Annotated in this window: 19 protein-coding genes; 1 reads left to right on the top strand and 18 read right to left on the bottom strand. The window is 64.3% G+C overall.

The annotated features are described in order from the left end of the window. Positions 1-20 precede the first annotated feature (20 nt). The 11 genes from pabC to H146_RS0109425 form a co-directional block, all read right to left on the bottom strand. Positions 21-842, bottom strand: a complete 822-nt coding sequence (pabC, locus tag H146_RS0109475; RefSeq protein WP_019951641.1) for an aminodeoxychorismate lyase — start codon at positions 840-842, stop codon at positions 21-23. Continuing rightward, positions 842-2,083: a beta-ketoacyl-ACP synthase II gene (fabF, locus tag H146_RS0109470; RefSeq protein ID WP_019951640.1), complete on the bottom strand. Its 1,242-nt coding sequence runs from the start codon at positions 2,081-2,083 to the stop codon at positions 842-844. Before fabF ends, pabC begins: the two co-directional genes overlap by 1 nt. A gap of 267 nt (positions 2,084-2,350) precedes the next feature. After that, on the bottom strand, positions 2,351-2,584 hold the full coding sequence (acpP, locus tag H146_RS0109465; protein WP_019951639.1) for an acyl carrier protein: 234 nt from the start codon (positions 2,582-2,584) through the stop codon (positions 2,351-2,353). Positions 2,585-2,697: 113 nt separating this feature from the next. Beyond that, on the bottom strand, positions 2,698-3,438 hold the full coding sequence (gene fabG, locus H146_RS0109460) for a 3-oxoacyl-ACP reductase FabG (protein WP_019951638.1): 741 nt from the start codon (positions 3,436-3,438) through the stop codon (positions 2,698-2,700). 18 nt (positions 3,439-3,456) lie between these two features. Beyond that, on the bottom strand, positions 3,457-4,413 hold the full coding sequence (gene fabD, locus H146_RS0109455) for an ACP S-malonyltransferase (RefSeq protein WP_019951637.1): 957 nt from the start codon (positions 4,411-4,413) through the stop codon (positions 3,457-3,459). Positions 4,414-4,520: 107 nt separating this feature from the next. Beyond that, positions 4,521-5,570 carry a phosphate acyltransferase PlsX gene (plsX, locus tag H146_RS0109450; protein WP_019951636.1) on the bottom strand — a complete coding sequence of 350 codons (1,050 nt, stop codon included), beginning with the start codon at positions 5,568-5,570 and terminating at the stop codon, positions 4,521-4,523. Positions 5,571-5,582: 12 nt separating this feature from the next. Further along, positions 5,583-5,759 (bottom strand): 50S ribosomal protein L32, encoded by a 177-nt coding sequence (gene rpmF / locus H146_RS0109445; protein WP_019951635.1) that lies wholly within the window; start codon positions 5,757-5,759, stop codon positions 5,583-5,585. 37 nt (positions 5,760-5,796) lie between these two features. Then, positions 5,797-6,315, bottom strand: a complete 519-nt coding sequence (locus tag H146_RS0109440; RefSeq protein WP_019951634.1) for a YceD family protein — start codon at positions 6,313-6,315, stop codon at positions 5,797-5,799. Positions 6,316-6,398: 83 nt separating this feature from the next. Continuing rightward, on the bottom strand, positions 6,399-7,397 hold the full coding sequence (locus tag H146_RS0109435; protein WP_019951633.1) for a S49 family peptidase: 999 nt from the start codon (positions 7,395-7,397) through the stop codon (positions 6,399-6,401). Continuing rightward, positions 7,394-8,083, bottom strand: coding sequence for an HAD family hydrolase (locus H146_RS0109430; RefSeq protein ID WP_019951632.1), 690 nt, complete (start codon positions 8,081-8,083; stop codon positions 7,394-7,396). The genes H146_RS0109435 and H146_RS0109430 overlap by 4 nt, the downstream gene beginning before the upstream one ends. Positions 8,084-8,131: 48 nt before the next feature. Further along, on the bottom strand, positions 8,132-9,073 hold the full coding sequence (locus H146_RS0109425) for an RluA family pseudouridine synthase (RefSeq protein ID WP_019951631.1): 942 nt from the start codon (positions 9,071-9,073) through the stop codon (positions 8,132-8,134). 606 nt (positions 9,074-9,679) lie between these two features. Between H146_RS0109425 and rne the strand changes: the two genes are divergently transcribed. Continuing rightward, positions 9,680-13,015 carry a ribonuclease E gene (gene rne / locus H146_RS0109420; RefSeq protein ID WP_019951630.1) on the top strand — a complete coding sequence of 1,112 codons (3,336 nt, stop codon included), beginning with the start codon at positions 9,680-9,682 and terminating at the stop codon, positions 13,013-13,015. Between the two features lie 67 nt (positions 13,016-13,082). On the opposite strand, the gene murB is transcribed toward rne, so the two are convergent. From murB to H146_RS18990, 7 genes are all read right to left on the bottom strand, one after another. Continuing rightward, positions 13,083-14,114 (bottom strand): UDP-N-acetylmuramate dehydrogenase, encoded by a 1,032-nt coding sequence (gene murB / locus H146_RS0109415; RefSeq protein ID WP_019951629.1) that lies wholly within the window; start codon positions 14,112-14,114, stop codon positions 13,083-13,085. After that, entirely contained in the window at positions 14,111-14,590 is a 480-nt protein-coding gene (locus H146_RS0109410; RefSeq protein ID WP_019951628.1) for an arsenate reductase/protein-tyrosine-phosphatase family protein, read from the bottom strand. The genes murB and H146_RS0109410 overlap by 4 nt, the downstream gene beginning before the upstream one ends. Positions 14,591-14,599: 9 nt before the next feature. After that, the gene (gene kdsB / locus H146_RS0109405; RefSeq protein WP_019951627.1) at positions 14,600-15,370 is read right to left on the bottom strand and encodes a 3-deoxy-manno-octulosonate cytidylyltransferase; all 771 of its coding nucleotides are present in this window, start codon (positions 15,368-15,370) and stop codon (positions 14,600-14,602) included. Further along, positions 15,367-15,573 (bottom strand): Trm112 family protein, encoded by a 207-nt coding sequence (locus H146_RS0109400; RefSeq protein ID WP_019951626.1) that lies wholly within the window; start codon positions 15,571-15,573, stop codon positions 15,367-15,369. Before H146_RS0109400 ends, kdsB begins: the two co-directional genes overlap by 4 nt. A 273-nt stretch (positions 15,574-15,846) precedes the next feature. Next, complete coding sequence (lpxK, locus tag H146_RS0109395) at positions 15,847-16,830, bottom strand: tetraacyldisaccharide 4'-kinase (RefSeq protein WP_019951625.1); 984 nt, start codon at positions 16,828-16,830, stop codon at positions 15,847-15,849. A gap of 33 nt (positions 16,831-16,863) precedes the next feature. Then, entirely contained in the window at positions 16,864-18,627 is a 1,764-nt protein-coding gene (msbA, locus tag H146_RS0109390; RefSeq protein WP_019951624.1) for a lipid A export permease/ATP-binding protein MsbA, read from the bottom strand. A 102-nt stretch (positions 18,628-18,729) separates the two neighbouring features. After that, on the bottom strand, positions 18,730-21,033 hold the full coding sequence (locus tag H146_RS18990) for a DNA internalization-related competence protein ComEC/Rec2 (protein ID WP_019951623.1): 2,304 nt from the start codon (positions 21,031-21,033) through the stop codon (positions 18,730-18,732). Positions 21,034-21,125: the final 92 nt, after the last annotated feature.

Genomic DNA, 21,125 nt, shown 5'->3' with positions numbered 1-21,125 from the left:
CGCTCAACGATACCCGGACGTCAGGGAAGCGGATGGCCCAGCAGGCTGTGCGCTTCCCGCTGCAGCTCGCGCTGCCCGGAAGTGGTGGTGATTGTCCAGCGCCCCAGGCGGTGGCTGCAAGTCTCGTCGAACAGACGTTGAACCGGCCACACGCCCTGCACCGAATTGAAAAGGCATAATGAGGACGCTTTGACCAGTCTTTCGAGGCCGGCATCGTCTACCTCGGCCACCAGCCCCTGCGCCAGCAGCGCCCGGCGCAGGGTTCCGGCGACGCCACAGCGCGCCAGCCACGGCGTCAACCAGCGGCCGTTTTCAAGCCAGGCGACATTCATGGCGGTCGCTTCCACGACGCGCTCGTGCTGATCGCGCAGTAACCCCTCGGCAATATCCGGTGACTGCCACTCGCTGCGCGCCAGCACGTTCTCAAGCCGGTTGAGGTGCTTGAGGCCCGCCAGCAGCGGCTGCTCCGCCAGCCGCAGTCGGCACAGCCGCATGCTGACGCCTTCACGCCAGCGCTGCGCCGCCGGTGTAAAGGCGACGATGCGATAGCGCAGCCGTGGCGAGGCTACGTCGGGCAGCGCATAGCCACGGCCGCCGCTGCCGCGAGTCAGCATGATCTTCAATATCTTCTCGCCGGCACCGGCACGCGCCGGCAGCGCATCCAGCTCGGCGCGCTCGGGGGCCTCGAAGCCGAGACGCGCAGCGCCCTCCTCGAGGCGCTCACAGTGCTCCCGCCACAGGAGCGGTTCGCCGTCGCGCACCAGTACCGTCTCGAACAGGCCATCACCATAGGCGGCGCCACGGTCATCCAGGGGAAAACCGGCCCGGCCGTCCTCACCCATCATGAGATCTGTGAAAACACCAGCGAACCGTTGGTACCGCCAAAACCGAAGGAGTTGGACAGCACATGGCGAATGCGCATCTCCCGCGAGACATGCGGCACATAGTCGAGCCGACACTGCTCATCGGGATTGTCCAGGTTGATGGTCGGCGGCGCGACCTGGTCGCGCAGCGCCAGGATCGAGAAGGCGGCCTCGACCGCGCCGGCAGCGCCCAGCAGGTGGCCAATCATCGATTTGGTGGAGCTGACCGCCACTCTGCCGGCGGCGCTGCCCATGACACGCTCCACGGCGAGACTCTCGGCAAGGTCGCCGACCGAGGTCGAGGTGCCGTGGGCATTGATGTAGTCAATCGCCGAGGGGTCGAGGCCGGCATCGCGAATGGCGTTGCCCATCGCCAGCGCCGCGCCGGCGCCGTCGCTCGGCGGCGCGGTCATGTGCCAGGCGTCATCGCTCATGCCGAAACCGGCGCACTCGGCGAGAATGTCGGCGCCGCGGGCGCGGGCGTGTTCATACTCTTCGAGCACCAGCACCCCGGCACCATCGGAGAGCACGAAACCGTCGCGATCGCGATCCCAGGGGCGGCTGGCAGCCTGCGGGTCGTCGTTGCGGGTGGAGAGGGCTCGCGCCGCCGAGAAACCGCCGACCCCCAGCGGCGTACTGGCCATTTCGGCACCGCCGCAGATCATCACATCGGCGTCGCCATAGGCAATCGTCCGCGCGCCGTAACCGATATTGTGGGTGCCGGAGGTACAGGCAGTGGTGATGGCGATATTGGGACCGCGGAAACCGTACTGGATAGCGAGGTTACCGGCGATCATGTTGATAATCGAGCCGGGCACGAAGAAGGGAGAAACGCGACGCGCGCCGGACTTGAGCAGCGCCTGATGATTGGTCTCGATCATCGGCAGGCCGCCTATACCCGAGCCGATCGCCACGCCGATGCGATGGGCATTCTCTTCCGTGCATTCGATACCGGCATTGCCGACCGCCTGCACCGAGGCTGCCATACCGTACTGGATGAACAGATCCATCTTGCGCGCGTCCTTCGGATTGAACCATCGCGACGGCTCGAAATCCTTGACCGCACCGCTGAAGCGAGTGTTCAGACCGCTGGCGTCGAAATGCTCGATAGGGCCGATACCGCTGCGGCCGGCCTTGATGCTTTCCCAGGTCTCTTCGGTAGTATTGCCGACAGGCGTAACCAGACCGATGCCGGTCACCACGACCCTTTTACGAGGCATCGCTTTCCCTCCAGGATAACGGTTGAGTGCGGCCGGTGCACTGCCGGGATCGAGACCTGATCCTCTGCCCGCCGCCTTGAAACAAGCACATCATTATATCAGTTATGTTGTCCGGGGCGCGGGGCCGGGCGACTTTCATCGTGGCCGTTCAGTCACGCCTCATCATAAACGTCAACACACCGGGCGGTGCACAAAAATAAAGCCGCTCCCGAATAATGGGGCGGCTCTATCGACCGACCGGCACCCAGGGCCCGGCGGTATACCCACTTACTGGTGAGCGACGATGTAGTCGATCGCTTCCTGCACGGTGGTGATCTTTTCGGCTTCCTCGTCGGGAATTTCAGTATCGAATTCCTCTTCAAGCGCCATGACCAGTTCCACGGTATCGAGCGAGTCGGCGCCGAGATCTTCGGTAAAGGAAGAGCTGTTCTGAATCTCTTCCTCCTTGACGTTCAAACGTTCGGCTACAACTTTTTTAACGCGCTCTTCGATGGTACTCATCTTGTCATTACTCCTGGTTACGAGTCGCCAGATTGGAACTGGCGGTAGTTTATAGACCGTCATGGGTCGACGCAACAATACAGAAACAGCGAAAGCGCTGCCCTGTATCCGCTTCAGTTCATACTCATGCCGCCGTTGACATGCAGCGTTTGGCCGGTGATATAGCCAGCACCGTCACTGACCAGAAAAGCGACGGCGGCGGCGATTTCAGCAGGCTCACCAAGCCGTGCAAGAGGAATCCGCGCGAGCATCGCATCCCGGTGCTTTTCAGGCAGTTCACTGGTCATGTCGGTGGCAATGAAACCCGGCGCCACAGCGTTGACGGTGACATTGCGTGCCGCCAGCTCATGCGCCAGTGAGCGGGTGAACCCCTCCATGCCCGCCTTGGCGGCCGCGTAATTGCCCTGCCCCGCATTGCCCATGCCGGCCACTACCGAGCTGATATTGACGATACGGCCAAAACGCGCCCGGGTCATGCCCTTGAGACAGGCCTTTGACACACGATAGACCGAGCCCAGGTTGGTATCCAGTACCTCGTCCCAGTCGCTGTCCTTCATGCGCATCAGCAGATTGTCGCGGGTGATACCGGCATTATTGACCACAATCAGCGGTGCGCCGAACTCCTCGGTGATTGCGGACAGAACGCGCTCGATCGACTCACGATCCGTCACATCCAGCATTCTGCCGGTACCGCCAATACCCTGCTCGGCCATATCCTGACCGATACGCCGCGCGCCCTCTTCACTGGTCGCGGTACCGATGACGGTGTGCCCCTGGCGTCCCAGTTCGCGGGCGATCGCCTGACCGATACCGCGTGTGGCACCGGTCACCAGCGCTACTCTTGCCTCGCTCATAAACTGCTCTCTTGTCTGTCAGATGTTATCGCCCGATTCACGCGCCAGCTCGATGGCCGCTCCCAGCGTCTCCGGATCGTTGACCGCCAGCCCGCGGTTGTGGCGGGCGATACGCTTGCCCAGCCCGGTCAGCACCTTGCCCGGGCCGCACTCGATGAAAACGCCCGCACCGTCTTCTCCCAGTGCTTCGATACAGCTGCTCCACTGCACCGGCCGATAGAGCTGCTCCACCAGTCGTGACTTGATCGCATCGACTTCCTCGTGCCAGCGCGCATCGACATTCTGCACGACACGGTAGCGCGGCGTGCGAAAATCGATATCGTTCATCGCCTCCTCGAGGCGCCGAGCCGCCGGCTTCATCAGCGCACAGTGCGAGGGGACCGAGACCGGCAGCGGCACGGCGCGTTTGGCACCGCGCTCCTGACACCTTGTAATGGCACGCTCTACCGCCGAACGGTCGCCTGCGATCACGACCTGCCCTGGCGAGTTGTAGTTGACCGCTGACACCACTTCGCCCTCGGCGGCCTCGCTACAGGCCGCCTCGACGTCGCCGTTTTCAAGGCCGAGGATGGCTGCCATGCCGCCGGCACCCTCGGGCACGGCCTGCTGCATCGCCTCGCCGCGCAGGCGCACCAGCCGCACGCCGTCGGCAAAGCTCAGGGCACCGGCGCATACCAGAGCGCTGTATTCGCCCAGGCTGTGACCGGACATGGCCAGCGGACGCGGGCCCTCCAGCTCCTGCCACACGCGCCAGATGGCAACGCCAGCGGTGAGCAGGGCCGGCTGGGTGCAGGTGGTGGCATTGAGGCGGGTGTCGGGCCCTTCCTGGGTGACGTGCCAGAGATCATAGCCGAGGGCGTCCGACGCCTCCTCGAAGGTCGTGCGCACCACGCTGTAGCGTTCGGCGAGCTCGCGCAGCATACCGACATGCTGGGAGCCCTGACCCGGAAAGACCAGAGCAAGAGAGTTGCTCATCACTATCACCTGTCAAAACATCATGAATTAAAAATGCACACCGCGCGTCCGGTAGCGAACCCGTCACGGCAGCCAGCAGGGCGTGCGGCCGACGCCGGAAGTGGCCGTCACGAGCCGATGCTACCCTCTCCGCCGTGCTCCGAGGATGACAGCATCAGGCGCTGCGGCAGTGCCTGGCGCGCCTCGTCAGCAGCACGCTTGACGGCCCAGGCGAAGCCCTTCCAGCGCGCCCCGCCATGACTCTTGACCACGGTCGAGCGCAGGCCGAGAAAACTGGCGCCATTGTAGCGCACAGGACTCAGCTCCTGCAGGAAGCGTCGCAGCACCGGACGTGCCAGCAGCCCCACCAGTCGCGCATAAAAACCGCGCTGAAACTCGTCGCGTAGCCGCTGGCCCAGCATGCGCGCCAGACCTTCGCTGCTTTTCAGGGCGATATTGCCGGCCATGCCGTCGCAAACGGCTACTTCGATGTCGCCGGTAAAAACGTCGTCACCCTCGATATTGCCGCGATAATCGAAAGGCAGCGGCACTCGCTCGCGCAGCAGACGATCGGCCTCGCGCACGCGCCGCTCGCCCTTGATGCTTTCGACACCGACATTCAAAAGACCCACTCGCGGATTCGCAACGCCATCAATGAGCTGCACCATTCGGGCTCCCATGAAGGCAAAGTCGACCAGATGCGCGGGGCGGCAATCGACATTGGCGCCCAGATCCAGCATATAGCAGGGACCGCGCGAGGCGTTGGGAATCTTGCCACTGATCGCCGGGCGCTCGATGCCTTCCAGCATCCCGATATCGCGACGCGCCAGCGCCATCAGTGCTCCGGTATTACCGGCGCTGACACAGGCGTGGGCATCGCCACGGCACAGGGCATCAAGGCTTGCGCGCATGCTGGTCATGCGGGAGCTGCGAAGCACACTGGAGGGCGTCATTTCGGCGCTAACGCTATCGCCCGCCTCGACAATAGCGATGCGATGACGCGCCGATGACAGCGAAGAAGGCAGGCGGGAGAGTTCCACATCAAGCAGATGGCGGCGACCATAGAGCGTCGCCACGAGCTCGCGACGCTCACTGAGCGCGGCAGCCGTACCGCGCACAGTAGCGCGGGGACCGTAGTCCCCGCCCATGGCATCAATAGCGATACGCAGTGGCGACATCGCCACTGTCGATCACTCTTCGACGTCGACGACCTTGCGGCCGCGATAGTAGCCGTCAGGTGCGACGTGGTGGCGACGATGCGTGGTGCCGGTTTCACGATCGACGGCAAGCGCCGGCGTGGTCAGCGCATCATGTGCGCGGCGCATACCGCGCTTCGAACGAGACTTGCGATTCTGTTGCACAGCCATGGAGAAATCTCCGCTTGTAACTCGGGTGTTGAATGACTCAGTGATTCTTCAGAGAGCGAAGCACACTGAACGGATTATCGGCTCTCGCCGGCGCCGGCTCGCCCTCCTCACCGCTGCTCAGGGCAGCACGAGAAACGGCGCAATCTTCTTCGTCGTGATAGACCACCTGCGGCAGTGTCAGCAGCAGTTCATCCTCGATCATGGGCAGAAGATCCAGCTGTTCGTCATCGACCATCACGGGCTCGTAGCGTCCCGGAAGCGCTGCGGCTCGCTCATCGCCGGTGACCATGCCAAGCAGGAATTCGCTTTCAAGGCTTACCGGCATGGGCTGCAGACAGCGCTGGCAGGGCAGCTGAACGTCGACATCAAGACGCCCTTCGATATAGTGCTGACGCTGCTGATCGATATCGAAATTCAGCACCACTCGACACGCCGCGTCCTGTTGCCCGATCGCCTCGACGATACGCGGCAGGCCGGACAGCAACACGCAGCCTTCGAGCCGCTCGCCGGCTGCGGCGAGCCGCCAGGGCTCGACCGTTCTGGGCAGTGGTGTCATTGACGATTGTCGCGTGGTTGACATAGGCGCGCCATAATAGGGATTGTCAAAGAAGGTGTCAAAGCACACTGCCGGCACAGCACTTACTGCAGGCGGATCGGCGCCGTGCCGCCATAGCCTTCAATGCCCAGATAGTGTGCTGCCACCTGCCCCAGCCGACGCGACAGGCGCTCCAGCGGATCGCCGCTGACGGTATAATCCACCGTTTCGCTGCTGCCGGTAAGCCTTCGCGCGATATCGGGCACGCTGTCAAAGCCGTCGATCAGTCCCAGCGACAGCGCCTCCTCGCCGTTCCAGATCAGGCCGGAGAAAAGCTCCGGATTATCGCCAAGACGCTCCCCACGACCCTCGCGAACGTCGTCGATGAACTGTTGATGCGTCTCGTCCAGCAGTCGCTGCCAGTGGTCGACCTGACGCGGCTCCAGCGGCTGGAAAGGGTCGAGCATGTCCTTGTTGTCGCCGGCGATCATCACGCGCCGTTCGACGCCCAGCCGCTCGATGGCATTTTGCAGGCCGAAGCCGGCGTAGATCACGCCGATCGAGCCCACCAGGCTGGCCGGCGCGGCATGAATGCTGTCCGCCGCCGACGCCACATAGTAGGCGCCGCTGGCGCCGATATCCTCGATCACGGCAATGATCGGCTTGTCGTCGAGCGCGCGCAGGCGGCGAATTTCATTGTAGATGCGCTGAGACTGCACCGGCGAACCGCCGGGACTGTTGATATCCAGCACCACCGCCGTACTCGAGCCCTGCCAGGCACGCTGCAGGCCACGAATAACGCGCTCGGCGCTGGCCGGCGCATCGTCGGCGATCACCCCACGAATGTCCACCACGCCAACGGACTGCGAAGCCCCCGGTGCCTCGCGGTCGCTGATCACCAGCCAGGCCACGGCCGCCGCCACCAGCAGCCAGAACCCCCAGAAACAGAAACGAAAGAAAATTTTCCAGCGTCGACTGCGGCGCTGCTCACGCACCATCTCCAGCAGCGCCTGCGCCATGGCGCTCTCTCCCTCGCGCTGCTCACGGCTTGCGCTGCGCTCGACCATCTCCCCCTCGGTCCAGCTGTCACGTTCGTTGCTCATGGCTGATCGCCTCGCTTGTCCGCCTCGCGTGGCTGTGTCAGCCACGCCATCAGGTCACTGAATGTGGTTGCCGCATAGCATGGCGCAAAAGCCGTCAGCGTATCGATATCGTGCACACCCCAGCTCACCGCGACGCGGTCCATGCCCAGCGCCTGCGCCATACCCAGATCGTGCACGCTATCGCCGATCATGACGGCCTCCTCGAGCGGAACGCCAAGCGTCGCCAGCAGCTCTTCGAGCATCAACGGATCGGGCTTGGAGCGAGTCAGATCGGCGGTACGGCTGGCATCGAACCAGTGACCGCAGCCTCGCTCGGTGAAGATGCGATCGAGCCCGCGCCGGCTTTTGCCGGTGGCGACGGCCAGTTGTACATCGGGCTCACGCGCGAGTTGCTCGAGCCCCGCCTCGACGCCGCTGAAAAAGGGCATCGGCGCCTCTTTGGTGTCGGCTGCGACGAAGTGGTGAGAGTAGCGCGCTCTCAATCTCTCGGCGCGCTCGCTATCGATCCCCGGGCAGAGTCTCGCGATCGCCTCCGGCAGGCCAAGACCGATGATATCGCGCACGGCGGCGTCGCTCAGCGGCAGCCAGCCGACATCCCGCGCGGCACGCTGCATGCAGTCGACGATGCGCGGTACCGAATCCATCAGGGTGCCGTCCCAGTCAAAAATAATCAGCCGATAACGCATGGGCAGTTCTCTGATTCGAAGTTATCGCCCGCCAGCAGGCTGCCCGGCTCAGTTCGTTGAGCGCAGCCGCGCCAGCACCGCCGTCAGCGACGGCGCCAGCGGCGCCTGCATCTCGACGCGCTCGCCGCTGGCGGGGTCGGTAAAGCTCAGGGCACGGGCGTGCAGGAAAAGTCGCTCGAGGCCGCCACGCTGTGCCGGCCGCTGCCCGGCGCTGCTGCCGTATTTGCTGTCCCCCAGTACGGCATGGCCGGCGTCAGCAGCATGCACGCGAATCTGATGGGTGCGTCCGGTGATCGGCTCGGCTTCCACCAGGGTGGCGCCGTCGAAGCGCTCGACGACTGCAAAGCGGGTCTCGGCCGGTTTACCGGCGGCGCTGACGCGCACCCGGCGCTCGCCGCTGGCCAGCTCGAAGCGCTCCAGCGGTGTCTCGACGCACACAAGTTGCGCAGGCCAGTACCCCTCGACCAGCGCCAGATAGCGCTTTTGCATGCCGTGTCGGCGCAGCTCGTCGCTCAGAGTATTGAGCGCCTCGCGAGAGCGGGCGACGAGCAGACAGCCGGAGGTGTCGCGGTCAATGCGATGCACCAGCTCCAGAAAGGGGTCGTCGCGCACCTGACGCAGCGCCTCGATCAGGCCGATGGTGACACCGCTGCCGCCGTGCACCGCAAGCCCTGAAGGCTTGTTGAACAGAAGCCATTGAGGCCGCTCGACGAGAAGGCTGTCGGCAAGCACCGCACGCAGATTGTCGCTGACCTCCTGCGCCATCTTTTCAGGCAGGCGCAGCGGCGGCACCCGCAGGCGGTCACCTTTTTCGAGGCGCCGATGCGCCCTGACGCGCCCGCCATTGACCCGCACCTCGCCGCGCCGAATGATGCGATAGATCAGCGTACGCGGCGCCCCCTTGAGATGCGCCAGCAGGAAATTATCCAGCCGCTGACCGTCATGCTGCTCATCGACATCCAGCCACTGCACGCCCCGCCCTTCGGCCATAACCACCACTCTCGTCGCTGTTCGTCGTCGGCCATTGTAACCAATCGGCGCCCTGCCGGCGCCGATTGTGGCTACCGGTCTTTACTGTTATATTCCGGGAGCTTCCCGGATGCCCCGGTAGCGCCTGCACCGGACGACACGCAGGCCGAAGCACGGAACAGCAATCGCGGACGCCGTCCGCCAATGTTCGGATGACGTGCTGGCGCTGTGGATGCAATTCCCACCTCGCCGCACCGATTCAAAACCATGTGAAGTACCCGGATTTTTATCACGGGATCAACCTTTATACCGTGTCGGCAGCCGGCGCCAAGGCGTTGATGGCTACCAGGTGTGACAGCAACCAGGCGGGACCGGCCGAGCCCTCGGGACGCCGCGACATGTCCCCGGACTGTCACGTACTCAACATGATCATGAAGCCTCTCCGGCGAGGCGCGAAATGCGCCGCGGGAGTTGAAATACACTTGTAGACATGCGCTGAGCACAAACACTCTGGACCGAGACCCGGCAGCGTTGATGTCGTGCGAGATTGCCTACCGTCGCCCCGGGCGGCGGGTCGGTCTGTCGCGTCGCCATCGGCTCTCCGACACGCTCTGTCAGTGAGACAACATGAAACGCATGCTTATCAACGCAACCCAGCCCGAAGAGCTCAGGGTTGCGCTGGTCGACGGCCAACGCCTTTACGACCTGGATATCGAATCCGGCGCCCGTGAACAGAAGAAAGCCAATATCTACCGCGGCCGCATCACCCGTGTGGAACCCAGCCTCGAAGCCGCCTTCGTCGACTTCGGCGCCGATCGTCACGGCTTTTTGCCCCTCAAGGAAATTTCTCGCGAATATTTTTCGAAAGAGCCTTCCGGCAACGGTCGGCCCAACATCCGCGAGGTGATCAAGGAGGGCCAGCAGGTCATCGTCCAGGTTGACAAGGAAGAACGCGGCAACAAGGGCGCTGCGCTCACCACCTTTATCAGCCTGGCGGGTCGCTTCCTGGTGCTGATGCCCAACAACCCCAAAGCGGGCGGCATATCGCGCCGCATCGAGGGCGAAGAGCGCAGCGAGCTCAAGGAGGCGATGGGCCAGCTCACCATGCCCGAGAAGATGGGCGTGATCGTACGCACCGCAGGTATCGGCCGCTCCAGCGAGGAACTTCAGTGGGACCTCGACTATCTGGTGCAGGTATGGGAAACCATTACCGAGGAAGCCGGCCAGCGCGCCGCTCCCTTTCTGATCTATCGCGAATCCAACGTCATCATCCGCGCCATGCGCGACTACCTGCGTCAGGATATCGGCGAAGTGCTGATCGACGACCCGCAGGTGCACGAGGAGGCGCTCACCTTCGTGCGTCAGGTGATGCCCTCCTACCAGCAGAAAATCAAGCTCTACGATGATGACGTACCGCTCTTCTCGCGCTTTCAGATCGAATCCCAGATCGAAACCGCCTACGAGCGGGAAGTGAAACTGCCTTCCGGCGGTTCGGTGGTGATCGATCACACCGAGGCGCTGGTCTCGATCGACATCAACTCCTCGCGCGCCACCAAGGGCGGTGATATCGAGGAGACGGCGCTGCAGACCAACGTCGAGGCGGCCGACGAAATCGCGCGACAGCTGCGCCTGCGCGACATCGGCGGGCTGGTGGTGATCGACTTCATCGACATGACGCCGGCGCGCAATCAGCGCGAAGTGGAAAATCGCATGCGCGATGCCCTCAAACTCGACCGCGCGCGGGTACAGATCGGTCGCATCTCGCGTTTCGGGCTGATGGAGATGTCGCGTCAGCGGCTGCGTCCCTCGCTGGGCGAAACCAGTGGTGTGGTCTGCCCGCGCTGCAACGGCCAGGGCACCATCCGCGATGTACGCTCGCTGTCGCTGTCGATCATGCGCCTCATCGAGGAAGAGGCGATGAAGGATCGCAGCTCCCAGATCCGTGCCATGCTGCCGGTATCGGTCGCGACCTATCTGCTCAACGAAAAGCGCAGCGTACTTTTCGACATCGAGCGTCGCCAGGGCGTGCGTGTGCTGCTGCTGCCACAGCCCGATCTGGAAACGCCCCATTTCGACGTGCAGCGTCTGCGCGACGACCAGGTCGACAGCGAAGACGCCGCCCGCTCCAGCTTCGAACTCTCCGAAGAGTTCGAGCCGCCGGAGGATGAAAGCGAGACCTGGCGCAAGCCGGTCAAACGCGCCGAAGCGGCGGTCAACGGCGTCACCCACCGCAAGCCGGCACCTTCCACCGCCGACAGCTCAGCGAGCAGCGACAGCGAAACTACCGGCGACGGCTTTCTGTCGCGCCTGATGAAGGGCATCAACCGCCTGATGGGCAGCGAAGAGAGCGACGCCGGTGCCGGCAATACCAGTGGCAACAGCGCCGGCGGAACCGGTAGCGGCGAGCGCAGTCCGCAGCCGGAGAGCAGCTCGCAGCACACCTCGAAAACCGGCGACAGCAGCACTACTCGCCGCAGTAACGGCAGCGACAACCGTCGTAACAGCGGCGACGGACGACGCGATAACAGCGGCAGCAAAAGCAGCGAGCGTCAGCAGGATGGCGACAGCGGCAAGCGCGACGCCGGTGGTGCCAGCCAGCGCGACGACGACTCGAACAGGAGCGGCGGTAATCATCGACGCGATGACGGCCAGCCCCAGAACGGCAACCGCAACGACCGTTCCCGGAAGCAGGACAAATCACGTGATGGCAACAGGTCGCGTCCTGACGGCAACGGCAGCAAGCGCAATGACAGCAAGCGCGACGCCGATAACCGCCAGACCGAAAAGACCGAAAAGACCGACAGCAGCGAACGCAACAGCGCCAAAACGAGCGAGGCGAAAGCCGACTCGCGGTCCAGCGCCGAACGCAAATCGCAAAACGCCGGCCAAAGCGTCAACGACGCGACCTCTGCTCAAGGCGCCGAACAAAACGGCGACAAGAGCAGTGAGGTTCGCAGCAGTGAAGGTGAAACCAACACTGCCAGCGAACGCCCGAAGCGCAGCCGCAACAACCCGCGTCAGCGTAGCCGCCAGCACGCCCTGTCGCCGGCGGCGGTTGCCGAGCAGGAGCGCTTGCAGGCACAGGCCGCAAACGGCGGTGACAGTGCCGCTGCAGGTAGCGAAGGCGCCGGCGATAGCAGCGCACAGACGGCCGCCGCAACGACCGCGCAGTCGACCGCTTCAGCCGATGCGACGACCGCGCAGCCAACCGCCGCGCAGGGCGACCACAGCGCACCGCACGCCGTCAGCGCTACCTTCGGGCGTGACCGCTCTCGCCCGGCCCCACGCGCCGAAAGCGTGACGGACGCCACCAATCGTGACGCCCCCCCGAAGGGTGAAGCGAAAGTATCACCGTCCGACGAGCAGACAACGGCCTCATCGCCCGACGCCGACGCCACGGACCACAGTGATGGCCCTGCGGCATCGACCGATAGCGGAGCGACTCACGACAGCAGCGCGCAGCATGGCGCCGAACCGGCCAGCGAGGCGACACCGCGAGAGGAGCCACAGCTGGCAGCACCGGAGCATGAAGCGGCGACTGCCGCCCTCGAGCGCGCCGAGCATGGCGATAAACGCGACGTCAATCGCGAAAGCGTGGCTCGCCGCGATGCCGCCGATCATGGGGCAACCGACGCCGCTTCACCCTCGGTCGAGCAGGTTGAGAACCCGACGCCAGTGGCCGAAACAACGGCAGCAGCGACACCCGCTGAAAGCGAAACCAGCGATGCGTCTGTCGAAGCGACATCACGCCCCGCCGCTTCCGGTGCCACCGACAGCGCTGAAACGGTTGGCGACGATAGCGCCTGTGACAGCAGCGAGCCTGCCGGCACGGCCGCTGACGGCAAAAAACCACGCCAGCGCGGACGCCGTCGCGCTCACAACGACCCGCGCGAACGCCGCCGTCAGCAGCAGCGCGAGCGTGACGCCGGTGCGAGCGATGACAGCACCTCGGACGAGGGCTGATCAGCACGCCGGAGGCGCCACGGCACATTAAAGGGGCTCACCCGTCGCGGGTGAGCCCCTTTTCAGCTTAGCGCTGATGAAAACCGTTCGGCGCCTCGCCCAGCAGCTGTGGCTCGGCCACCAGCTCAACGTCGAAACGCGCCATTACCGAACGGCGAATATCGTCGGCCACCGCCAGCAGCGTCTCGGCAGTTTCACCGCCGTAATGCACCAGCACCAGCGCCTGATGCTGATGCACCCCTATCCCGCCACGGCGCACGCCCTTCCAGCCGCACGCTTCGATCAGCCAGCCGGCGGCCAGCTTGACGCCGCTGCCGGTCTGCCAGTGTGGCAGCGTCGGCCACTGCGCCAGCAATCGCTCGGCGTGCGCCGCGCTCACTATCGGATTCTTGAAAAAACTGCCGGCATTGCCGAGCCGCTGCGGGTCAGGCAGTTTCTCGCCGCGCAGCGCGCACACGGCACAGGCGATCTCCATCGACGAAGGGTGACGCGGCAGCCGCGCGGCCAGGTCGCCATAGTCGGTACGCGGTGAGCCATCGCGTCGCAGCCGCAGCACCACCCGCACGATGACCACGCGACCGGCAAGACGGCGCTTGAAAAGGCTGTCCCGATAGCCGAACTCGCAGGCCTGTCGGTCGAGAATCTCATAGCGACCGTCGTCGATATGCACGACGTGCACCGCCTCGATCAGCTCGCCGACCTCGACGCCATAGGCGCCGATATTCTGGATCGGCGCCGCCCCCACCGAACCGGGAATCAGGGCGAGGTTTTCAAGCCCCCACCAGCCCTCGAGGCAGCTCTCCACTACCAGCTCATGCCAGTTGACACCCGCTTCAACATGCCATAACGCTTCGCTCGAGCCAGGCGATTGACGCCACAGACGCCGACCGCAGTAGCGTACCGCCAGGCCCGGCAGACGCTCACGCAGCACCACATTGCTGCCCCCGCCAAGCGGCGTCAGCGACGAGAAACAGTGACGCCCCAGCGACAGCACCCGCCTCAGCTCGGCGATATCCCCGGGCTCTGCCAGCGCCTCGGCGCGGCAGTCGAACCCCAGGGTGTTGTGCTCGCGCAGCGTGGCGTCATATTCGAATCTCAATGCAGCCTGCCCTGACCGCGTAGATGATCAAGCAGGCCGTCACAGGCGGCCTCCAACTGATCAGCGACGCGGGTAAAGTTATCCGCGCCGCCAAACCAGGGGTCATCGATCTCGCGCTCGCCACGCGACGGCGCAAAATCGAGCAGCAGCCCGACATGGGCGCGACTCTCTGGCGGCGCCATGGCGCGCAGCGCCTCGAGATTGCTGTCATCCATGCAGAGGAGATAGTCGAAACGCTCGAAGTCATCACGACGTAGACGGCGTGCGCGCAGCGCTTCGATATCGGCACCGCGTCGCTGCGCTTCACGTCGCGCACGGGGATCGGGCGGGTCACCGGCGTGGTAGTCGCCGACGCCGCAGGAGTCGAGCTCGAGCTGATCCTCGAGCCCCTCGAGCTCAAGGCGTCGACGCATCAGCCCTTCGGCCATCGGCGAGCGACAGATATTGCCAAGACAGACGAAAAGTATGCGAATCAATGTCTCTCCTCAGTGTTTTTCGCGCAGCAGGGCGCGCACCCTTGCGAGATCTTCCGGCGTATCAACGCCTGCCGGATAGTGCTCCGGCGCGGTGGCCACCGCGATGGTAAAACCGTGATAGAGCGCGCGCAGCTGTTCGAGCTGCTCGCACTGTTCCAGCGGGGCAATGGGAAGTTCGCAATAGCGCCTTAGAAAGGAGGCGCGGTAGGCGTAGATGCCGATATGACGTAGCCAGCCACCGCCAAGCGGCCCCTGACGACAGTCGAGATCGAGACGATCGCGATCCCATGGAATCGGCGCACGGGAAAAGTAGAGCGCGCGACCGCGGTTGTCGCACACCACCTTGACCGTAGCCGTGCGCATCAGCTCATCGAGACTGTCGATCGGTTCGGCCAGTGTCGACACCGCAGCGCCAGCGTCGGCCGCCAGGGTTTCGGCCACGCGATCGATCATGGCACTGGGCAGCAGCGGCTCATCACCCTGCACATTGACTACACAGGTATCGCTCTCCAGCTGCAGGCGTTCGGCAACCTCGGCCAGCCGCGAAGTGCCGTTGACGTGCGTCTGCAACGTCATCGCGACCTCGGCGCCAAAGCCTTCGGCGCACTCGGCAATACGCCGGTCGTCGGTCGCGATCACCACGCGCGCGGCGCTGCTTGCGCAGGCACTGCGCCACACATGCTCTATCATGGGGCGCCCGGCGATCTCCAGCAGCGGCTTGCCGGGCAGGCGCGTTGAGGCAAAGCGGGCGGGAATAACGGCAACGAAGGAGGGTGTCATGGTGTCTGCGGTGACGGCCCGTGCCCCAGCTCCTCCTCGACGCTGATGCGTCGCGCTCGACCGGTCAGCATGACGGGAATACCGTCGATGATCGGATAGGCCAGCCCGCTTTCGCGGCAGATCAGCTCACCCTGCTCACGGTCGTATTCAAGCCTGCCGCCGCTTTCCGGGCAGACCAGCATTGCCAGCAGTTCCTTGTCCATTACGCTTCTCCTTGCCGCCGGGTTGTAAGGGAAACGCTGCATAAATGCCTGCGCCAGCGAATCGCTGCGTTGCGTGGTACTGGTGCGCCAGCCCGGTCGAACATTCGCCTAACCCCATGTTATGTCTCGTGTTCTGTGTTCCATGCGCCTTGCGCTTCATCTCGCTCGTCGATTTATTCAGCGTTTCCGAAGGTTCCATGATGCCTGCCGGGTAGGCGTTGCAGGGCCGAGCCCTCGCAGAGAGCAGTGTGCCAGCGTTTTTTGCAATATACGCTAAAGAGCCTGCAGACGCTTTGACAGCCAGTCGACCAACGCCTGCTCGGGACGCGCCTCGATGTCCAGCGACCAGCAGCGCTCGTTGGCAAAGGGGCGGCACTTGACCGCATCCTTGGCGGTCATGACGACCGGCAGATTGTCGGTAAAGCGCAGATCGTACGCCGAGAAGCGATAGTGATCCGGCAGCGGATGACGCTGGTGATCGACCCCCAGGGCTGTCAGCGTATCGAAAAAGCGCTGCGGATTGCCGATCCCGGCCATGGCATGCACGCGGCCGCTGAAGGGGCATTGGTCGATACTATAGCAGACGCCATCGTTGAGATGACGCCAGGCGGCGGGCACCGTGGTCATGGCGTAGTGAGACGCGCTGGCCGGCATTTGCGGGTCGCCGTTGGAGATCACCGCATCCACCTCGGCAAGACGCGACAGCGGCTCGCGCAGCGGCCCCACCGGCAGGCAGCGACCATTGCCGAAACCGCGTGCGCCGTCGACCACGACCAGCTCGATATCGCGCCCCAGGGCAAAGTGCTGCAGGCCGTCATCGGAGAGCAGAATATCGCAGCCGGCGGCGACCAGCTTGCGTGCCGCGCGCGGCCGATCGGGGTCGACCACCACCGGCAGCCGGGTCTGCTGGGCCAGCATCACCGGTTCGTCGCCGGCATAGCCGACGTCGCTGTGTTCATCGACGTAGAAGGGATAGCGCGGCGCATGACCGCCGTAGCCGCGCGCCACGATACCGGGACGCCAGCCGCGCTCGGAGAGCCAGCGCCCCAGCCAGGCGACCAGCGGCGACTTGCCGGTCCCGCCGACGGTAATATTGCCGACCACGATGACCGGTACCGGCGCATGCCAGACCTGCCGCCGGCTGGTGGCGAAAGCGTCGCGTCGCGAGTGTACGGCACGCTTGTAGAGCAGCTCCAGCGGTGTCAGCAGGCGCGGCCAGCGGGCATCGCTGTACCATGCGTTCTGAAGTCGCCTCACGATGTTGTCGACACCCTTTGCAGACGGCGTGTTTCAGGCTTCGCGAACAGGTTCATGACGCTCGTCCTCGCTGAATTGAAGTCGATGCAGGGCGGCATAGGCGCCACCCCGATGAAGCAGGCTCTGGTGATCGCCGGCCTCGATGATTTCACCGCCATCCATGACCAGGATGCGGTCGGCGCGCTCGATGGTCGACAGCCGGTGAGCGATCACGAAGGTCGTGCGCCCCTGGCACACCTCTTCCAGCGCCCGCTGAATATAGCGTTCGGACTCGGTATCGAGTGCCGAAGTGGCCTCGTCAAGCACCAGGATCGGGGCGTCGCGAAAGATCGCCCGGGCGATGGCGATACGCTGGCGCTGACCGCCGGAGAGCATCACACCGTTGTCGCCCACCACGGTATCGAAGCCATTGGGCAGGCGCTCGATGAAGCCGTCGGCATAGGCGGCGCGTGCCGCCTCGCGCACCCTGTCGCGCGGCGCGTTATCAATGCCGTAGGCGATATTGTCGGCAACGCTTGCGTTGAACAGGGTAACATTCTGTGTCACCAGTGCGATCTGGCGACGCAGCGCTTGCAGCGTATAGTCGCGAATCTCGACGCCATCGATGGTAATCCGCCCTCCGGTGGGGTCGTAAAAACGCGGCAGCAGATTCATCAGCGTGCTCTTGCCGCTGCCCGAACGCCCCACCAGCGCGATCATCTCGCCGGCCTGCACGCGGTGACTGATGCCGCTCAGCACATCGGGCTGGTGCGCGTCATAGTAAAAGCGCACGGCCTCGAAGTTTACATCGCCGGCCACGCGACCCGGGTCATGGTGGCCGTTGTCCGGCTCCTGCGGGCGGTCGATCAGTTCGAACAGCTCCTGCGACGCTGCCAGCCCTTTCTGGATCAGACCGTTGATTTCGGTCAGCGACTTGATCGGTTTGATCATCATGGTCGCCGCGGTAATGAAGCCGATGAACTCACCGGCGGTCATGTTGCCCAACAGCTCCGGCGCCAGCGCCAGCCATACCAGCAGCGCCAGCGACATCGCCACCAGCGTCTGAATGACGGGCGCGCTGATCGACTTGGTCAGCGCCTCCTTGAGACTCTGCACCCGGTTGTCATCGCTGGCGCGCACGAAGCGGTCGTATTCATAGCGCTCAGCGCCGTGGGTGCGGACCACCCGATAACCGGAGATGGTCTCGGAGGCGACGTGGGTCACCTCGCCCACCGAACGCTGAATACGCCGCGACAGCTTGCGAAAACGCTTGCCGCACCAGCCGACGATGGCGGCGATCAGCGGCGTGACCGCCATGAAAATCAGCATCAGCTTCCAGTTGGTCCAGAACAGGTAAAGCGTCAGGCCAATGACCAGCATGCCCTCCTGCAGGACCACGTTGAGCGCCTTGGTGGCGGCGCCGGTAACCTGTTCGACGTGGTAAGTAACCCGCGAGATGAGATGACCGCCGCTGTGTTCGTCGTAAAAGCGTCCGGGCAGGTGCAGCATCTGACGGAAGACATTGATGCGCAGGCTGTGCACCACGTTACGCGCGACGTACTGCATGCCGTAGGAGCCCATGAAAGTGCCGATACCACGGGCGATGAAGATACCGATCAGCATCAGGGGCAGTAGCTGGCGAAAAGCAGCATCGGGATTTTGCAGTCCATCGGTGAGAAACTGCATGACGCGCGCCAACAGCGTGCTGGAGCCGGCATAGATGGCATTGCCGATCAGGGCAATGACGAATGCCTTCCAGAACGGGCGCACATAGCCCAGCAGGCGTCTATAGAGAGTCAGGCTGGCGTTGGGATTCACATTATCTCCTGCCGGACGGTGGGAAGCCGGAGAAGGACGTCATCACGCTAACCCTTGCAGGCTCTGGATGTCGCCGCCCTCTGCTTCAAAAGCGGTGCAGGCTCAGGAAGAGATCGATTCTACCCTGTCAGTCTCGCATCCGACACCGCTGGTGCCACGAATAGCGTCGATCCCGAGCTTTTCTGCGCGTATTTCAATTGTCAGAGCACCGTCGAGGGCGGTACTCCACTGGCAGCTGCCGGCGGCGCGAAAGCGCCTTACCACCTCATCTGCCGGGTGGCCGTAGGCATTGAGATAGCCGGCACTATAAACCACGTGACGAGGCCGCAGTGCCGCCACGAACGCCGGCGTGGAGCTGGTGGTACTGCCGTGATGGCCGGCGACCAGCAGGTCGACGGGTCCCTCGATGTCATCCAGCAGCTGGCGCTCTACGGCGCGACCGGCATCGCCGGTTATCAGCAGCCGCTGATGGTCCGTTTCGATCAGCAGCACGCAGGAGCGTTCGTTGGCGGACTGCGGCAGCATGGCGCTGCGAGGCCAAAGAAAGGAGAAGCGCACACCATCGATCTCCTGCGACACCCCCTGGCGGCAGGGCACTATCGTCGGACCCTCGACCTCGTCGGCGCTCGGCGCCCACCAGCGGGCCACGCGGTGCTGCGCCATGAGCGCCGCGACACCGCCGGCGTGATCGTTGTCGCCATGGGAGATTACCACCTCGTCAAAGCGCTGTGGCTGCGACCACAGGGTATCCAGCGGCATGAAACCGCTGCGCCAGCGCGGCCCGGCATCGTAGAGCCAGCGCCGGCTGGCGGTACGAATCTCGATCAACTGCCCCTGGCCGACATCGTGAACGATCAGCCTTACGTCGCCGTGCGCCGGCAAGTGAGACGATGAGCTCCCCAGTGCCAGGGTGCAGGTCAGTGCCCCGCCCAGCAGCCTGAATCGCCGCGTCAGCCCCGGCAGCAGTGATATCAGGCACAAAAGCGCCAGCCCTGCCGACAGCGCCGCAAGCTGCGGCGCCGCTGGCTGCCAGTCGGGCTGTAGTTGACGCACCCGCTCGAGCCCGGTCTCGAACATATCCACCGCGACGCCGAAAAACCACCACGGCAGCGTACCCAGCATCGGCAGCGGCGACAGCATCGGCAGCGGCGACAGCAGCCAACCCAGCAGCGCCGACGGCACCATCAGCAGTGATACCCAGGGGACTGCCAGCAGATTGACCAGTAGTGACAGCGGCGCCAGCTGTGCAAACAGCACCAGCGTCGCCGCTCCCACGCCGAGGCTCAAAAGCCACTGCGTGCGCAGCATTGCCCACCAGCCGGCCACCCGCTGGCGCCAGCGCCAGGCGATGATCAAAATCGCCACCGCAGCGAATGAAAGCCAGAAACCGCCCCGAAACAGCGCATCGGGCATCGCCAGCACCACCAGCAACAGCGCCAGCCACCAGCCCTGCCACACTCCCGGTGCGTGGCGTCCGCTCACCACCCAGAGCCCTATCACCGCCATAATGGCAGCGCGGGTCGCCGGCGGCGCGAAACCCGCCAGCATGGCATAGCCCAGCGCCGCCAGCGCTGCGGCCGGTAGCGGCCACCACTGCATGCGCCAGCTGCGCGGCCATAGCCGGCGCGACAGCTGGCGACACAGCCAGAGCGTCCCCAGCGCTACCATGCCGACATGAAGACCGGAAATTACCGCCAGGTGGGTGGTGCCGGTGACGCGCAAAAGCTCCCACTGCTCGCTTTCCAGCGCCTCCCCCTCGCCCAGCGTCAGCGCCCGCAGCCAGCGTCTCGTATTGTCGTCGGTCACTTTGGCTGTCAACCAGTCGTGGGCGGCGGAAAGAGGGCTGAAAGCGCCCGCCTCGAGACGCTGCGGCGCCGGTGCATCGCGCACGTAACCGGTTGCGCCATAGCCCTGTCGGCGCAGCCAGCCACCGTAATCGAAGGCACCTGGATTGCGCAGCCCGCGCGGCGGCAGCAGTCGTGCGGTGAGACGCCAGCGTTCGCCGACGCTCAATTCCGGCGCGGCATACCAACTGAGCCTTGCATGGCCCAGCCCGTCGCAGTCGGGTAGCCCCGCCGGCGAGTGGCAGCTATCGATCCTGAAACGTAGCCTGGCACGCTGCTCGAGCGTCTCGATCTCTGTCAGGCTCCCTACAAGGGTGACATCCTGACGTGCCAGACCGTCCACCAATGGCGTCGGCACGTGCGCCAGTGCGTGATAAAGTGCCAGACTGAATATCGCCGCCATGAGCCATGCCTGGCGACGCCACAGCACAGCGGCCAGTAGCCAGCTGCCCCATAGCCACCACCCCCGCTGATGGGGCGACAGCTCGGCACAGAGCACGCCGGATATCGCGGCAGCGGCCAACAGTGCCAGACGCAGGCCGCCGGGTAGTGTCAGGCCCATTGTGGTATGAAAAACCTGTCGAATCTGTCCTGTGCGAATGCAGTACTTCACCGGATTATCGAAACCATGTCGCGACCGTTGAACCCGAGACC

Source organism: Kushneria aurantia DSM 21353, from assembly GCF_000382245.1.
In the GTDB taxonomy this organism is placed as follows: Bacteria; Pseudomonadota; Gammaproteobacteria; order Pseudomonadales; family Halomonadaceae; genus Kushneria; species Kushneria aurantia.
Note: the sequence above shows the minus strand (reverse complement) of the source record. Positions and strands in the feature narration are given on the sequence as shown.

Bases quoted from the DNA above. Each gene is read 5' to 3' on its own strand.
- pabC (WP_019951641.1), bottom strand. From the start codon at position 842: ATGGGTGAGGACGGCCGGGCCGGTTTTCCCCTGGATGACCGTGGCGCC.
- fabF (WP_019951640.1), bottom strand. From the start codon at position 2,083: ATGCCTCGTAAAAGGGTCGTGGTGACCGGCATCGGTCTGGTTACGCCT.
- acpP (WP_019951639.1), bottom strand. From the start codon at position 2,584: ATGAGTACCATCGAAGAGCGCGTTAAAAAAGTTGTAGCCGAACGTTTG.
- fabG (WP_019951638.1), bottom strand. From the start codon at position 3,438: ATGAGCGAGGCAAGAGTAGCGCTGGTGACCGGTGCCACACGCGGTATC.
- fabD (WP_019951637.1), bottom strand. From the start codon at position 4,413: ATGAGCAACTCTCTTGCTCTGGTCTTTCCGGGTCAGGGCTCCCAGCAT.
- plsX (WP_019951636.1), bottom strand. From the start codon at position 5,570: ATGTCGCCACTGCGTATCGCTATTGATGCCATGGGCGGGGACTACGGT.
- rpmF (WP_019951635.1), bottom strand. From the start codon at position 5,759: ATGGCTGTGCAACAGAATCGCAAGTCTCGTTCGAAGCGCGGTATGCGC.
- H146_RS0109440 (WP_019951634.1), bottom strand. From the start codon at position 6,315: ATGACACCACTGCCCAGAACGGTCGAGCCCTGGCGGCTCGCCGCAGCC.
- H146_RS0109435 (WP_019951633.1), bottom strand. From the start codon at position 7,397: ATGAGCAACGAACGTGACAGCTGGACCGAGGGGGAGATGGTCGAGCGC.
- H146_RS0109430 (WP_019951632.1), bottom strand. From the start codon at position 8,083: ATGCGTTATCGGCTGATTATTTTTGACTGGGACGGCACCCTGATGGAT.
- H146_RS0109425 (WP_019951631.1), bottom strand. From the start codon at position 9,073: ATGGCCGAAGGGCGGGGCGTGCAGTGGCTGGATGTCGATGAGCAGCAT.
- rne (WP_019951630.1), top strand. From the start codon at position 9,680: ATGAAACGCATGCTTATCAACGCAACCCAGCCCGAAGAGCTCAGGGTT.
- kdsB (WP_019951627.1), bottom strand. From the start codon at position 15,370: ATGACACCCTCCTTCGTTGCCGTTATTCCCGCCCGCTTTGCCTCAACG.
- H146_RS0109400 (WP_019951626.1), bottom strand. From the start codon at position 15,573: ATGGACAAGGAACTGCTGGCAATGCTGGTCTGCCCGGAAAGCGGCGGC.
- H146_RS18990 (WP_019951623.1), bottom strand. From the start codon at position 21,033: ATGGGCCTGACACTACCCGGCGGCCTGCGTCTGGCACTGTTGGCCGCT.